Annotated in this window: 13 protein-coding genes; 6 read left to right on the top strand and 7 right to left on the bottom strand. The window is 60.8% G+C overall.

Annotated elements, in window-relative coordinates:
- The first annotated feature begins 2 nt into the window (after positions 1–2).
- Together OUZ45_RS09665 and OUZ45_RS09660 are read left to right on the top strand one after the other, a co-directional pair.
- On the top strand, positions 3–1,094 hold the full coding sequence (locus OUZ45_RS09665; protein WP_266169820.1) for a glycosyltransferase family protein: 1,092 nt from the start codon (positions 3–5) through the stop codon (positions 1,092–1,094).
- A complete protein-coding gene (locus OUZ45_RS09660; RefSeq protein WP_266169819.1) occupies positions 1,094–2,179 on the top strand; it encodes a glycosyltransferase family 4 protein in 1,086 nt (361 codons plus the stop codon). The genes OUZ45_RS09665 and OUZ45_RS09660 overlap by 1 nt, the downstream gene beginning before the upstream one ends.
- On the opposite strand, the gene OUZ45_RS09655 is transcribed toward OUZ45_RS09660, so the two are convergent.
- Genes OUZ45_RS09655 through OUZ45_RS09645 form a run of 3 tightly spaced genes read right to left on the bottom strand, consistent with a single transcriptional unit; the run spans position 2,143 to position 4,932 of the window.
- Complete coding sequence (locus OUZ45_RS09655; protein ID WP_266169818.1) at positions 2,143–2,919, bottom strand: class I SAM-dependent methyltransferase; 777 nt, start codon at positions 2,917–2,919, stop codon at positions 2,143–2,145. The two genes, OUZ45_RS09660 and OUZ45_RS09655, sit on opposite strands and share 37 nt — an antisense overlap.
- A 2-nt stretch (positions 2,920–2,921) precedes the next feature.
- A complete protein-coding gene (locus OUZ45_RS09650) occupies positions 2,922–4,046 on the bottom strand; it encodes a glycosyltransferase family 4 protein (RefSeq protein ID WP_266169817.1) in 1,125 nt (374 codons plus the stop codon).
- Between the two features lie 31 nt (positions 4,047–4,077).
- Positions 4,078–4,932 carry a glycosyltransferase family 2 protein gene (locus OUZ45_RS09645; protein ID WP_266169816.1) on the bottom strand — a complete coding sequence of 285 codons (855 nt, stop codon included), beginning with the start codon at positions 4,930–4,932 and terminating at the stop codon, positions 4,078–4,080.
- A gap of 276 nt (positions 4,933–5,208) precedes the next feature.
- On the opposite strand from OUZ45_RS09645, the gene pilB reads away from it, so the two are divergent.
- The 4 genes from pilB to coaE all read left to right on the top strand — a co-directional run bounded on the left by pilB (position 5,209) and on the right by coaE (position 9,886).
- Complete coding sequence (gene pilB, locus OUZ45_RS09640) at positions 5,209–6,930, top strand: type IV-A pilus assembly ATPase PilB (RefSeq protein WP_266169815.1); 1,722 nt, start codon at positions 5,209–5,211, stop codon at positions 6,928–6,930.
- 147 nt (positions 6,931–7,077) lie between these two features.
- Positions 7,078–8,346 (top strand): type II secretion system F family protein, encoded by a 1,269-nt coding sequence (locus OUZ45_RS09635; RefSeq protein ID WP_323137542.1) that lies wholly within the window; start codon positions 7,078–7,080, stop codon positions 8,344–8,346.
- Between the two features lie 65 nt (positions 8,347–8,411).
- Positions 8,412–9,269: a prepilin peptidase gene (locus tag OUZ45_RS09630; RefSeq protein ID WP_266169814.1), complete on the top strand. Its 858-nt coding sequence runs from the start codon at positions 8,412–8,414 to the stop codon at positions 9,267–9,269.
- Positions 9,266–9,886 (top strand): dephospho-CoA kinase, encoded by a 621-nt coding sequence (coaE, locus tag OUZ45_RS09625; protein WP_266169812.1) that lies wholly within the window; start codon positions 9,266–9,268, stop codon positions 9,884–9,886. Before OUZ45_RS09630 ends, coaE begins: the two co-directional genes overlap by 4 nt.
- 37 nt (positions 9,887–9,923) lie before the next feature.
- On the opposite strand, the gene OUZ45_RS09620 is transcribed toward coaE, so the two are convergent.
- The 4 genes from OUZ45_RS09620 to lgt form a co-directional block, all read right to left on the bottom strand.
- On the bottom strand, positions 9,924–10,892 hold the full coding sequence (locus tag OUZ45_RS09620; RefSeq protein ID WP_266169811.1) for a Nudix family hydrolase: 969 nt from the start codon (positions 10,890–10,892) through the stop codon (positions 9,924–9,926).
- 2 nt (positions 10,893–10,894) lie between these two features.
- A complete protein-coding gene (locus tag OUZ45_RS09615; protein ID WP_266169810.1) occupies positions 10,895–11,383 on the bottom strand; it encodes a dihydrofolate reductase in 489 nt (162 codons plus the stop codon).
- Between the two features lie 241 nt (positions 11,384–11,624).
- Positions 11,625–12,419, bottom strand: coding sequence for a thymidylate synthase (locus OUZ45_RS09610; protein ID WP_266169809.1), 795 nt, complete (start codon positions 12,417–12,419; stop codon positions 11,625–11,627).
- 3 nt (positions 12,420–12,422) lie between these two features.
- Positions 12,423–13,253 carry a prolipoprotein diacylglyceryl transferase gene (lgt, locus tag OUZ45_RS09605; RefSeq protein WP_266169808.1) on the bottom strand — a complete coding sequence of 277 codons (831 nt, stop codon included), beginning with the start codon at positions 13,251–13,253 and terminating at the stop codon, positions 12,423–12,425.
- Positions 13,254–13,494: the final 241 nt, after the last annotated feature.

Raw genomic sequence — 13,494 nt, 5'->3', positions numbered from 1 at the left:
ATGTGCTAATTCTATTTCCGGATGACTGGGCTGCTTATTCACCCACACTACTTCGCCTAGCCGATCTGCTCTCGAAATATTTCACCGTACACGCTCACGTATTGGATACAGGGCGTGTCGACAACGGCATTCTCGATCCAGCACGATTCCATCGCATCAAAGTGCCTGGCCTACTGGCTCAACTATTAAAAAAGACTGGCTGCTATCGACTGTTTCGCACTCTGGCCCTTGCACATTCGGCGCGAAAGGACATCGGCAACTCGACTCAGGTCATTGCGATAGATGCTGATGGCGCTATGGCGGCAAAACTGTTGGGCAAGCCATTTCACTTTCTTTCCCTTGAAATCGGCTGGCATCCGATTCTCCAACGTCTAGTTGGCAAGCACGCACTTTCAATCACGATTCAGAGCCCAGAGCGACTGGAGTATCAGTTCGGTAAGGCAATCGCCTCAAAGCTCCCGGTCTTCTATGTCCAGAATGCGCCGGATGCACCCATATCACCCATCGCGTCAACGCATCATGCCATCGACCGTAGCAGTCCACGTCTCGTATACCTAGGCCACATCATGCCACTGCACGGTCTCGTGGCCATGCTGGAGTTAATCAGGGCATGGCCAGAAGCCACGCTGACCCTACAGGGAATTCACACCGAGCAGGGGCTGGCCATTATTCGAGAGCAATACCAAGACCTCGTCAATGCTGGCCGCATCATCATCAGCAAGCACTATGTGCCTGAGAGCTCCATCCTCACTTTCCTTTCCAACTTTGACATCGGGCTCTGCCTCTACGAACTCGATCGCCACAGTAGTGACTTCAATTACTTGAGCTCGCCGGCAGGCAAGATGTTCAATTATTTTGCTGCCGCCTTGCCCGTGATCGCATCGGACTTTGTCGGACTCAATCCAGTCTCGCTCCATCATGCAGGCATCCAGGTGCGATCACACCGCACCGAAACGCTGCTTGAAGCATGCCAAAATCTCATGACGGACTACACAACGTTTAGTGAAGGCGCGCGCAAAGCCGCTGTACATTACGATTTCCGGCGCTCAGCCTCGCATCTCATCAATCTCCTTCGCGATGGCACGGGTCGCTGATGAGAATTCTCTTTGTCTGCAAAAGACACCCCCAGCAGCGCGATCTGATCGAACGCCCCTACGGACGCTTCTTTCATCTGCCGAAAGTATTGGCTGCGCGAGGACACGAGGTACAGGTTCTGCTGTGCAGTCACCATCGACTCCCGTCTCTACGCAGGCATTTCGAGGGGATCGATTGGATCAGCCATGACTTTCGCACACTAGGCCCGTATCGACTTCTTCAGACCGCCAAACATGAAGCTGAAACATTCAAGCCCAACTGGGTCGTTGGCTTCTCCGACACGTATTGTGGCTGGCTGGCAGGTCATCTGGCCGAGCGCACACGCGCCCACCTCGCCATAGATGCATATGACAACTTCGAAGCCTATATGCAATGGAATCTGCCATTGCATTGGATGTGGCGCCGCGCGGTACGTTCGGCCGACCTCGTTACAGCTGCGGGACCGCAGCTCGCACGACTTCTGCAATCGCATCGCCGCAATGGGCATCCGGTGGAAGTACTCCCTATGGCCGCAGATCCAGAATTTGTTCCGCTGGACAGGATGCAGTGCAGAGAACGCCTGGCCTTGCCCAGCCATGCGACTCTAGCGGGTTATATCGGCAGCTGGGCCACCAATCGGGGCTCCGGCCTACTTATCGAGGCATTCAGACGCGCCCGCTCCGTGCAGAAGAACCTGCAGTTGGTCCTTAGTGGACGCCCCCCGGAATATGCACTTAAAGAGCCAGGAGTCATTGCCCTAGGCTACATTCCAGACGACCAGCTTCCTGTGTTGATCAACGCACTCGATATAGCCTGTGTTATCACTGCAGACACCAATTTTGGCCGATACAGCTATCCCGCCAAGTTGTGCGAAGCGATGGCCTGCGGCGTTCCGGTAGCCGCGACGGCAACTGACCCGGTGCGATGGATGCTGGACGGGCGGAAAGAACATCTCGCCCCCGTGGGCGACGCCGATGCCCTAGCGCAGCGCATGCTTGATCTGATCGCATCACCGAGAGCGGACTATGGATTGACCGCAGGCTGGACGACTCTTGCCGAGCGACTGGACTACCTGTTGACACACGCAGATCGCTCGATGCGATAGATGAGCGTAGGGATGAGGCATCGAAAAGGCGCAATGACCCTATCCGGCATGCGCCTTAGCACGCCGGCAAGCACTGAGCCTTTTTTTTCGATATCCAGTGTTGCTCGCGCAGCCTCGATACATAGGTTACTGAATCGAAAACCGGCATCATCAAGAAGGGACTCAAGCTGGAGCATCTGCAAGGGCTCGCAATCGTAATCACGTCCCTTCTTCATGGCGCGCAGGTACGGCGTTCGCCATCTGCGCGGCAACCAGCTGAGAAAGGCGAGTTTGTAGTGCGGCTCCACCAGCATCCAGCGATTGGGCACGGCGAGGTAGCCCACACCGTCCGGGCGCAGTACGCGATGTATCTCTGCGAGATGCGCGCGCTGCTCCCGCTCTTCACCGACGTGTTCGATGACATGGTTAGTCAGCACGACATCGAAGGACCCATCGGCGAATGGCAGTCGCGTGCCCTGCACGCGCTGGAAACGATAGCCATCCTCGACCAGTCTGTTATCGACCACATCGACCGCGTCGACCTCACAGCGGAGCTTTGCATGCCTACCGAAGTAATACGCGATGCCACCCGACCCTGTACCCACCTCAAGCATTCGAATGGGCTGTGGACGAGACTCGAGGCCGAGAAGCCGCTCAATCTTTAGGCCTTTCAGCTGACGCGACGGGAGATCCAGCACAGCGTGCGGCTGTCGCGACGCTTCCTCTCTTGTAGTGGATTCACCGGCAACCGGAGTATTCATGGTTAATCGACCATCCGCTCTGTCAGCATTTGACGCAAACGCTCACCAAAAATCGACCAGGACTTTCCTGCCGCAAAGTTGCGACACGTCACCACGGTGGTCGGGTCGTGAGTCTGACCCAGCCTTCGGGCAATGGCATCGCTCATCGACACATAGTCCCCGCTGCCGATAAGGTCGCCCGTTTGCCCATCCAGGACCGCGTCAGGCACACCACCGACGTTGAATGCCACAGTGGGCAACCCATGTGCCGCCGCTTCCAGGGCGACCATCCCGAAACCCTCTACGTCGCCGGGCTGATCGAGTACGGGGAAGACATGCACATTGGCCGCCTGGTATGCTGCTCCGAGCGTATCCTCGTCGCAGTTCCCAAGGAATCGGAGGCTGGATTCGACCCCTACTTCGCGAGCCGCCGCGAGGATGCGCTCCTGCTGAGAACCTGCCTGCGCGTGGAGCGCCTGACGCGCCTCGGCACCGATGATCAGCAGCAGCGCATCGGGATGACGCGCCAAGATGGCCGGCATAGCGTGCCGAACAAAAGGGGCCAATCCCTTACGCTGCGTCAAGCGGCCCACTGAGAGCAATACCGGCCGCTGGCCAAGAGCATTGCTGCGGCGAAACTTCGTACCCGCGGCAGCATCCAGGTCCGGAATGTCCGTACCCGGATTCAGCACCCGTAGCCGCTCCGGCACGATGCGCGCCCCCTTGGCCAGCTCCGCCGTGTTCAAGCTGTTTACCAGTGCGAGATCGCATCGCCGAATGAAGGGGAGCCACAACGCCTGATAAATGAAGTTTGGAGCAATGACATCGAGTCCGTGAAGGTAGACGATGGCCTTGGCACCACAGCAGCGCGCAACCAGCCATGCGATAGGCGCTGTAAGACCGCTGCCCGCCACGACCACCTGGGGCTTGTACTGCAACGCCAACGCAAGTGCTTGCCACAGCGCGTGAGTCAGAAACAGTGGCAGCGACTTGACGTGGCTTTGCCGGACCAGCACCGACGGCGCAACAAACCCTTCGCACCCGTCGGGCCCACACAATGCCATGCGCCATGCTGGCTGCAAGGCCTCCAGCAGTTTCCGATTGAGTCGCTCCATTCCACCAACAAGCGGGGGAAAGTTGCGTGTCACCAGCAACGCCCATGGACGCGGATCCCGACGCTCAGGCATCGCGGCGATAGGTCAGCGCAGTGATCTGCTCAGAGATCAAGCCAATAAGGAACACAATGACCGCTGCACTCCATAGCAGCGTGCTCATGTTGGTCAGGCGCCCTCCATGAGCAAACGTCCATGCATAATTCGCACAGCCAAGCAGGAAGAACAACGCGCTGGCCGGCACAAACAGCTTCAACGGCGAGTACAGCGTGGCGATCTTGAAAATGATGAGCAAGAACCGGATCCCATCACGAATCGGCTTGATGTGACTCTTGCCCACGCGCTGCGAGGCCTTGATTGGGAGGTAGGCCACCGGGTAAGCACTGCGAAAGAAAGCCATGGTGCTGGTGGTCGGATATGAGAACCCATTCGGTAGCAAGTGCAGGAACTCGCGGAATTTGTCTGCGCGCACCGCCCGAAAACCAGAAGTGAGATCAGCAACCTCGTGACCAGTCATGCAGGTGGCAAGCCAGTTGTAAACGGTGTTGGCCACGCCTCGCCCAACGCCAGCCTGACTACCCCAATCACGCGCGCCAACGACCATGTCGTAACCTTGCTCCAACTTCTCCAATAACCGCGCAATGTCCGCCGGATCGTGCTGTCCATCGCCATCCATGAATATCAGGGTGTCGCCGCTAGCTGCTCGCGCACCACGCTTGATGGCTGCGCCATTGCCCATCGAATAGGGTGAAGATAGGCATCGCACGCCCAAGGACGCGCAGATATCCCGCGTACTGTCGGTGGAGCCGTCATCAACCACGATGATCTCTGCCTCCGGCTGGGCGTCACGCAGACGGGGCAGCAGAGCCATTAGTGCAGCCGCTTCGTTCTTGGCAGGCAAGATGATACTTAGGCGTTTCAAAGCTACTCCCCCGAGATTGACGGGAGATGATAGCGCGCCATGGTTTGGCGCTGTTGTGGCGGATTTGACGAAATAATCTCAACAGGAAGCCGTCTCGAGATTCACCCCTACCTAGCTGAAAGGGCCGGATATTGAATCAGGTCGAGGCCCTGCCCCCCCCCATTGGAAACTGAGCACACCGTCACCTGGCTCACACCCGGCCGACCACGACGGGTGACCTCCCACGCTATCTGGAGTAAATTCCCCACCAATCAGGGGGCTGGGTGAATTTTGGTTATGTCGACGCAAATGCAACAGTCACTTGCGGGTTTGTCAGGTATGGCCCGTCGACTGGTATCGGACGGGGTTCTACCCGAGGCGGACGTGCGCAAGGCAGTGGTGGATTCTGCCAACCACAAGACCACGCTGGCAGCATGGCTACTGGACAACAGCCTGGTCGACAGCGCCCGTCTGACCCAGGTCGCTTCGGCTGAATTCGGCATGCCGGCCATGGATGTGTCTTCGATCCTGCCCGCCAGCATGCCGGTGAACCTCATCAGCGAAGCGCTGATCAACAAACATCACGCGCTGCCGCTGTTCAGGCGAGGCAAGCGGCTGTTCGTGGGCATTGCCGACCCCATGCAGTCGCACGCACTGGACGAGATCAAGTTCCACTCCAATTGCATGGTGGAACCGATCCTGGTGGAGCGCGCCCAACTGTACCGGGTGATCGAAAGCGTGCTCAACACCATGAGCAACGCCGTGCCGGACATGGGTGGTGGCGACCTCGACGAATTGGCGCTGGAAGTGGGCGATGACGATGCCGACACCACCGGTATCGACGCCAACGCCAACGACGATGCCCCCGTGGTGAAGTTCGTCAACAAGATCCTGGTCGACGCGATTAAACGTGGCGCATCAGATATCCATTTCGAACCATTCGAAACCCAGTATCGCGTACGCCTTCGCATGGACGGCATGCTGCGCGCGATAGCCAGCCCGCCGATGAAACTGGCGGCCCGCATCTCGTCCCGCCTCAAGGTGATGTCCGGCCTGGACATTGCGGAACGTCGCGTGCCCCAGGATGGTCGCATCAAGCTGAATCTGTCCAAGAGCCGGGCTGTGGACTTCCGCGTCAGCACGCTGCCCACCTTGTTCGGCGAGAAGATCGTGCTGCGTATCCTGGACGGCTCCTCCGCCAAGATGGGTATCGACAAGCTGGGTTACGAGGAAATCCAGAAGCAGCTTTACCTGGAGGCCATCCACAAACCCTACGGCATGGTGCTGGTTACCGGCCCCACCGGCTCAGGTAAGACGGTCTCGCTGTACACCGGGCTGAATATCCTCAACACCGCCGAGCGCAATATTTCCACGGTCGAAGACCCCGTGGAAATCCGCGTCGAGGGCATCAACCAGGTGCAACAGAACGTAAAGCGCGGCATGACCTTTGCTGCCGCACTGCGCTCGTTCCTGCGCCAAGATCCGGACGTGATCATGGTCGGCGAAATCCGCGACCTGGAAACGGCCGAGATCGCCATCAAGGCCGCCCAGACCGGCCATATGGTGCTGTCCACCCTGCACACGAACGACGCGCCGCAGACGATCTCACGCCTGATGAACATGGGCATCGCGCCTTACAACATCACCTCCTCGGTAACCCTGGTGATCGCCCAGCGTCTGGCCCGTCGCCTGCACGACTGCAAGAAGCCCATGGACCTGCCGCCTCAAACGCTGCTGGCCGCTGGCTTCACTCAGGAAGAGATCGATGCTGGGCTGACCGTCTACGAGGCGGTGGGTTGCGATAACTGTAACGAGGGGTACAAGGGGCGCGTGGGCATCTATCAAGTGATGCCTATGCTCGAGGACATCCAAAAGATCGTGCTGCAGGGCGGCAATGCGCTGCAGATCGCCGAGGTAGCCCGCAGGGCGGGGGTGAACGATCTGCGCGCCTCCGCCTTACTGAAGGTAAAGAATGGTGTGACCAGCCTCGCGGAGATCGATCGCGTGACCAAGGACTAAGAGAGGCCAGCCGGTCGGATCGGGACGCCCGTAGCACTCGAGTTGCGTCCCGTGGCACGGAATGGCTCGGAGAAATTGACGTATGCTGCAGAAAATCTGCCGTCCGGCGCCCTGATAACGCCGGACCGCCTGAAGGGGAATTCGCACATGGCCACAGTAACGGCAATTGCCAAAGACGCGCGTACTCGCGGTGCCGAGCGTGCCACCGTCAGCCAGATGACCACCTACGATTGGGTGGCACTGGACAAGCGCGGCAAGCGCATGAAGGGCGAGATGCCGGCGAAGAACGCCTCCCTCGTCAAGGCCGAACTGCGCCGCCAGGGCATGAACCCGCAGACCGTGCGTGAGCGGTCCAAGCCGCTGTTCGGCGCCAGCGGCAGCACGGTCAAGCCGCGCGATGTGGCGATCTTCAGTCGCCAGATCGCCACCATGATGGCTTCTGGCGTACCGATGGTGCAGTCCTTCGAGATCATCGCCGATGGTCAAAAGAACGTCCGCTTCAAGAACATACTGGTCGATGTAAAACAGGGCATCGAGGGCGGCTCTGCGCTACACGAAGCGCTGGCGAAATACCCGGTGCAATTCGACGAGCTCTACCGCAACCTGGTGCATGCCGGCGAATCGGCCGGTGTGCTCGACACTGTGCTGGACACCGTGGCGACCTACAAAGAGCGGATGGAGGGCATCAAGAGCAAGATCAAGAAGGCCCTGTTCTATCCGGTGATGGTGTTGGTGGTGGCCTTGCTGGTCAGCATGGTCCTGCTGCTGTTCGTAGTACCGGTGTTTGCGCAGACCTTCAAGGATGCTGGTGCCGAGCTGCCCGCGCCGACGCAGATTGTTATCAGTGCCTCGGAGTTCATGCAGCACTATTGGTGGCTGGTGATCGGCTTGATCATCGGTAGCATTGTCGCGCTCATAGCCGCCAAAAAGCGCTCCACCAAGGTCGCGCATTTCCTCGACCGCGTCATGCTGAAGCTACCGGTGATGGGCAACATCCTCCGCCAATCAGCCATCGCCCGCTTCGCTCGCACCCTGGGCGTCACATTCCGCGCAGGCGTGCCATTGGTGGAAGCGCTGGAAGCCGTTGCCGGCGCTACCGGCAGCATTGTGTACAGTGAAGCTGTCCTACAGATGCGCGAGGATGTCTCGGTCGGCCACCAGCTGCAACTAGCCATGCGCCAGACCGGCCTATTTCCGAACATGGTGGTGCAGATGACCGCCATCGGCGAAGAATCTGGTGCCCTGGACAGCATGCTGTTCAAGGTGGCCGAGTTCTACGAGGAAGAGGTCAACAACGCCGTCGATACCCTCTCCACCCTGCTCGAACCGTTGATCATGGTGATCCTCGGTGTGTTGGTGGGTGGCATGGTGGTGTCGCTATACCTGCCGATCTTCAAGCTCGCCGGCACAGTGTAAGCTCGTTTTCCCAAGCCCCTCTCCCTATGGGAGGGGGGCTTTTTTTATAGCTTTCGAGACCGCGCATGCTTGAGCTACCTCTCTGGGCCTGGATCACCGTGGCAGGCGTGCTGGGCCTGCTGGTCGGCAGTTTTTTGAATGTGGTGATCCTGCGCCTGCCGGAGCGGATGACGGCCATGTGGCGGCAGGAGGCGCGGGACGTACTGGAGCTGGAGGCCGAGGAAACAGCGCTACCTCCCGGCATCGTTCGCGAGCCGTCGCATTGCCCGCATTGCAAGCACCCCCTGTCGGCGCTGGACAATATCCCGCTGTTCGGCTGGCTACTGCTGCGCGGGCGTTGCCGTTACTGCAAGGCGCCGATTTCCATCCAGTACCCCTTGGTGGAACTGCTGAGTGGCCTATTGAGCGCCGTGATCGTGTGGAAGTTCGGCCCGACCTGGCCTGCGCTGGCCGGCCTGGTGTTCACCTGGATGCTGGTCGCGCTCTCCGGCATCGATTTCCGCACCCAGTACTTGCCTGACCAGCTCACCTTTCCCTTGTTGTGGATTGGCCTGCTGCTCAGCGTTTTGCCGATGTTCGTGCTGCCCTCCTCGGCCATCATTGGCGCCGCCATTGGCTACTTGAGCCTGTGGAGTGTGTACTGGCTGTTCAAGCTGCTCACGGGCAAAGAGGGTATGGGCTACGGCGACTTCAAATTGCTAGCGGCACTGGGCGCATGGATGGGGCCGAGCGCGCTGCTCCCGATCGTGCTGCTGTCCTCGCTGGTGGGTGCCTTGCTTGGCGGTGCGCTGATTTTGCTGCGCAGGCATCAGCGGGAAGTTCCAATGCCGTTTGGCCCGTTCATCGCGGTGGCCGGCTGGGTGTGGTTCGTCGCCGGTGACTGGTTGCTGCAGGGCTATATGCAGGTCACTGGCCTGCGATGACGGCGCGGCGCAGCAATTATGTGGTGGCCCTGACTGGCGGCGTGGCTGCCGGCAAGAGTGCGGTGACGCGCCGCTTTGAGGCACTCGGCATCGCTGTCTACGATGCCGATGTGGCAGCACGCGAGGTAGTGAAGCCCGGCAGCGAAGGACTGGAAGCCATCGTCGATGCTTTCGGCCCCGAAGTGCTGGACGATCAGGGTCAGCTAGATCGCGCCCACATGCGTCGCCGCATTTTTGCGGACGAGCCAGCTCGGCGCACGCTGGAGTCCATCACCCATCCCCGCGTGCGCGCCTGGCTCCACGAACGTGTCGAGGCCGACCACGGCCCCTACTGCCTACTGGCCATCCCGCTGCTCGCGGAAAACATCGCGCACTATCGCTGGGTGAACCGCATCCTGGTGGTGGATGCCCCTGAAGCCGCCCAGCTCGAACGGCTAATGCGGCGCGACGGCATTGATACGGCGCTAGCCCAACGCATGATCGAGCGGCAAGCCATCCGCGCCCAACGGCTGGCACTGGCGGACGACGTGATCGAAAACCACGGTGACGAGGCGGCTCTGGACACGATAGTCGCGGCACTGCATACCCGCTACCTGGCGCTGGCCGCCGCGAATTGAACCGGGAGCAGGCGTAGCGCCTCCAGACCCCAAACGATCACGTTTCAGGCAGCCAGAAACTACGGATTCCGGCCACGCCCTGCCCGCCCATCGATCTTGCGCGGGTCACGTCGATGGCGCCCATGCCTCCCAACGCATAGACCGGCAAAGCTGCCGTCTCAACCAGATGCTGGAACGTCGCCCAGCCTAGCGGCACCGCGTCCGGATGGGTGGCCGTCGCGGCAATCGGCGACAGCGTGGCGAAGTCGGCACGCAGTATGGAGGCTCGCGCTAGTTCCGCCGCGTCATGGCAGCTAGCACCCACGAGCTGATCCAACGGCAGAGGGCGCTCTTCCATGGCCGTCAGTTGCGATGCCTTGAGCTGCACGCCGATACCGTGGCCAAGCTCCCGAGCCCCCTCGATATCGTCGTTGAGCAAGATCGCCGCCTCACGCTGCCGTGCGAAAGGCAGCAACTCAGCCGCCAGCTTTTGGACCAACCGCAATGGCCATAAGGGCAAACGCAACTGAAGCAACCGCTCGCCACGCACCAGCGCCTCGCGCAACATGCAGGCGCAAGCCTCGAACGCTTCGGGCGGAAGGTCGACCGGTGTGATCGGATAACGAACCGGCAGGCGCAGTGCCTGCAGAATGGGGCGATCCGCCGGTGCCAGAATCGCCGGATCGATCGCCGAAGGCAGGCACCATTGCAGCGCCTGCCCCTCGAGCGATACCGGTTCACCCTCCCAACCGCGCACCATCCAGGCATCGAGCAGCAGGCGGCGACCGTCGTACTGCCAAGGCACCCGGATCAAAGGCTCGGCCACTTCGGCCAGCACGCCCAGTTCCTCACACAGCTCACGGATCAACGCCGACGCTGGCGGCTCGCTCGGTTCGATCTTGCCGCCAGGGAACTCCCAAAGGCCTGCCAAGTGCTTGCCCGGCGGACGCTGCGCGAGCAGCACACGACCCACGGCATCGACCATGACGCCGGCCATCACATGGATCGGTTGGGGAGCTTGCAGCACGCTCAAGCGCTGCGGATGTACTCGACCATGTCGAAGTCGTAGGCGTGGTCGCTGTCCTTCTTGTGATGGACACGGGACACTTCAGTCCAATCGCTGAAATGCACGCCCGGGAAGAACGTATCCGCGCCATCGACCGCGGCATTCACCCAGGTGAGATAGAGCCGGCGCGCTTTCGGCAGTGCCTCCGCGTAGACCTCGCCGCCGCCGATCACCATCAGCCCGGTGCCACCGGCGCGAGCCACGCCTTCGTCGATCGAACGCACGGTGATCTGGCCCGGGAACGGCGCCTCATGTTTGCGCGTGAGCACCAGGTTGGTCCGGTCAGGCAGGGCGCGCCCCACCGACACCGCGGTGTTGTAGCCCATCAGTACGTACTTGCCGAGAGTGAGTTGCTTGAACCAACGAAGGTCGTCCGGCAAATGCCAGGGCAACTGGCCCTTGCGGCCAATGGCAAAGTTCTCGTCGAGCGCGGCAACCAGCGAAATAGCCATGAAATCTCCAGAGTTACGACCGGCATAGTGACAATCAGTGCACAGCGGCCCAGCCAACCAGCCGCGACGCTAACAGGACATTCTACCGAGGAACGTCGCCGGGGCGATGATGGGATTCCGCTCGCCATGGAGTCCTTCATGGATGGCGGAATCAGCGCGATCGGTTCACTTATCGGGAAAGTCGTCCGGACGCCTGGTTGCTCAGCCCCCCCTCTCCCACGGGGCGGCGATCGCTTCCGGACTAAACCGCCACCGGCGCCTTGATGGCCGGATGCGGCGTGTAATCGACGATGGCGACATCCTCGAAGCGGAAATCCTCCAGCGCACGCACATCGGGATTCAACTGCAGCCTCGGCAAGGGCCGAGGCTCGCGCGTCAGCTGTAGCCGCGCCTGCTCCACGTGGTTGCTGTACAGGTGCGCGTCGCCCAGCGTATGCACGAAATCGCCGACGCCCAGCCCGCAGACTTGCGCCACCATGTGGGTCAGCAGCGCATAGCTGGCGATGTTGAACGGCACGCCGAGGAAGATATCGCCCGAGCGCTGGTACAGCTGGCAGCTCAGCTTGCCGTTAGCCACGTAGAACTGAAACATCGTGTGGCATGGCATCAGCGCCATCTTCGACAACTCGCCGACGTTCCACGCACTGACAATCAGACGGCGCGAATCCGGGTTGCGCCGGATCTCATCCACCACCCAGCGAATCTGATCGACCACACCGCCGTCAGCGGTCGGCCACGCACGCCACTGTTGGCCGTAGACCGGACCCAAGTTGCCATGCGCGTCGGCCCACTCATCCCAGATGCTGACGCCGTGTTCCTTGAGATAGGCGATATTGGTATCGCCGCGCAGGAACCAGATCAGCTCGTGGACGATGGATTTCAGATGCAGTTTCTTGGTGGTGACCAGCGGAAAACCTTGCGCCAGGTCGAAACGCATCTGCCAGCCGAACACGCTGCGCGTGCCGGTGCCGGTACGGTCGGCTTTGACGGTGCCATGCTCCAGCACGTGGCGTAGCAGATCGAGATAGGCACGCATCGCTTACTCCTTCGCCGGCAACGCGACGGTATACGGGCGCAGGGTCGGCGCCTTGCGCGACAGCGCCAGCAGCACCAGGCCGACCACGACCAAGGGCAGCGAAAGAATCTGCCCCATGGTCAACCAGCCGAACGCCAGGTAGCCCAGCTGCGGATCCGGCAGACGCACAAATTCCACCGCAAAACGGAAGCAGCCGTACATCAGGGCGAACAGGCCGGAGATGAGGTAACGCGGCCGCGGCTTCAACGACACCAGCCACAGCACGGTGAACATCACCACGCCCTCCAACAGCATTTCGTACAGCTGCGAAGGATGGCGCGGCAAACGGTCCGGTGCGTTGGGGAAGATCATCGCCCACGCCACGTCGCTCGGCTTGCCCCACAGCTCGCCGTTGATGAAGTTGCCCAAGCGGCCCAGACCCAACCCGATCGGCACCATCGGCGCCACGAAATCCACCGTGTCGAAGAAATGCACCTGATACCGGCGCGACCACCACAAACCCGCTGCCAGCACGCCGAGCAAGCCACCATGGAAACTCATGCCACCGTCCCACACCCGGAACAGCGCCAGCGGATCGGTCCAGATCCAGCGAATGTCGGTGTAGAACAGCATGTAACCGACGCGTCCGCCGACGATCACACCCATCATGGCGTAGAAAACCAGGTCACCCACCGCGTCGCGCGTCACCGGCAAGCGCCCCTGGCGGCGGCGGTACTCCGCCAGCAGCCATGCCCCGAGAAATCCCCCGAGGTACATCAGTCCGTACCAATGGACGTGGATCGGACCGAGGCTGAAGGCGACCGGCTGAATGTCTACGGTGTAAGGCAGCGACATGGGCAACGAGCTTGGCGGCAAAGACACAGTGTATCCGGCCCGGCCGTGCCCGAGGATGCAGCCCCCTTCCCGTTCCCTTCACACCATCGCTACACTCGCCGCCGGATGGCCCATCCTTCGTTGCTGGGGAGTGACGGAGAAATGTGGGGCGACAGGGAATCGTCGCGCGCCGCAGCCGTTCACCGGACCGCGATGCCCCGATGGACCGGTAGCGCAAGGAGGGGCGTGTTTCAGGGGGAAA

The sequence above is a fragment of the Dyella subtropica genome (genome assembly GCF_026283965.1).
Classification (GTDB): Bacteria; Pseudomonadota; Gammaproteobacteria; order Xanthomonadales; family Rhodanobacteraceae; genus Dyella_D; species Dyella_D subtropica.
The sequence above is the reverse complement of the archived record's forward strand: the minus strand, read 5'-3'. Positions and strand labels throughout refer to the sequence as shown.

Bases quoted from the DNA above. Each gene is read 5' to 3' on its own strand.
- OUZ45_RS09660 (WP_266169819.1), top strand. From the start codon at position 1,094: ATGAGAATTCTCTTTGTCTGCAAAAGACACCCCCAGCAGCGCGATCTG.
- OUZ45_RS09655 (WP_266169818.1), bottom strand. From the start codon at position 2,919: ATGAATACTCCGGTTGCCGGTGAATCCACTACAAGAGAGGAAGCGTCG.
- pilB (WP_266169815.1), top strand. From the start codon at position 5,209: ATGTCGACGCAAATGCAACAGTCACTTGCGGGTTTGTCAGGTATGGCC.
- OUZ45_RS09635 (WP_323137542.1), top strand. From the start codon at position 7,078: ATGGCCACAGTAACGGCAATTGCCAAAGACGCGCGTACTCGCGGTGCC.
- OUZ45_RS09630 (WP_266169814.1), top strand. From the start codon at position 8,412: ATGCTTGAGCTACCTCTCTGGGCCTGGATCACCGTGGCAGGCGTGCTG.
- coaE (WP_266169812.1), top strand. From the start codon at position 9,266: ATGACGGCGCGGCGCAGCAATTATGTGGTGGCCCTGACTGGCGGCGTG.
- OUZ45_RS09615 (WP_266169810.1), bottom strand. From the start codon at position 11,383: ATGGCTATTTCGCTGGTTGCCGCGCTCGACGAGAACTTTGCCATTGGC.
- OUZ45_RS09610 (WP_266169809.1), bottom strand. From the start codon at position 12,419: ATGCGTGCCTATCTCGATCTGCTACGCCACGTGCTGGAGCATGGCACC.
- lgt (WP_266169808.1), bottom strand. From the start codon at position 13,253: ATGTCGCTGCCTTACACCGTAGACATTCAGCCGGTCGCCTTCAGCCTC.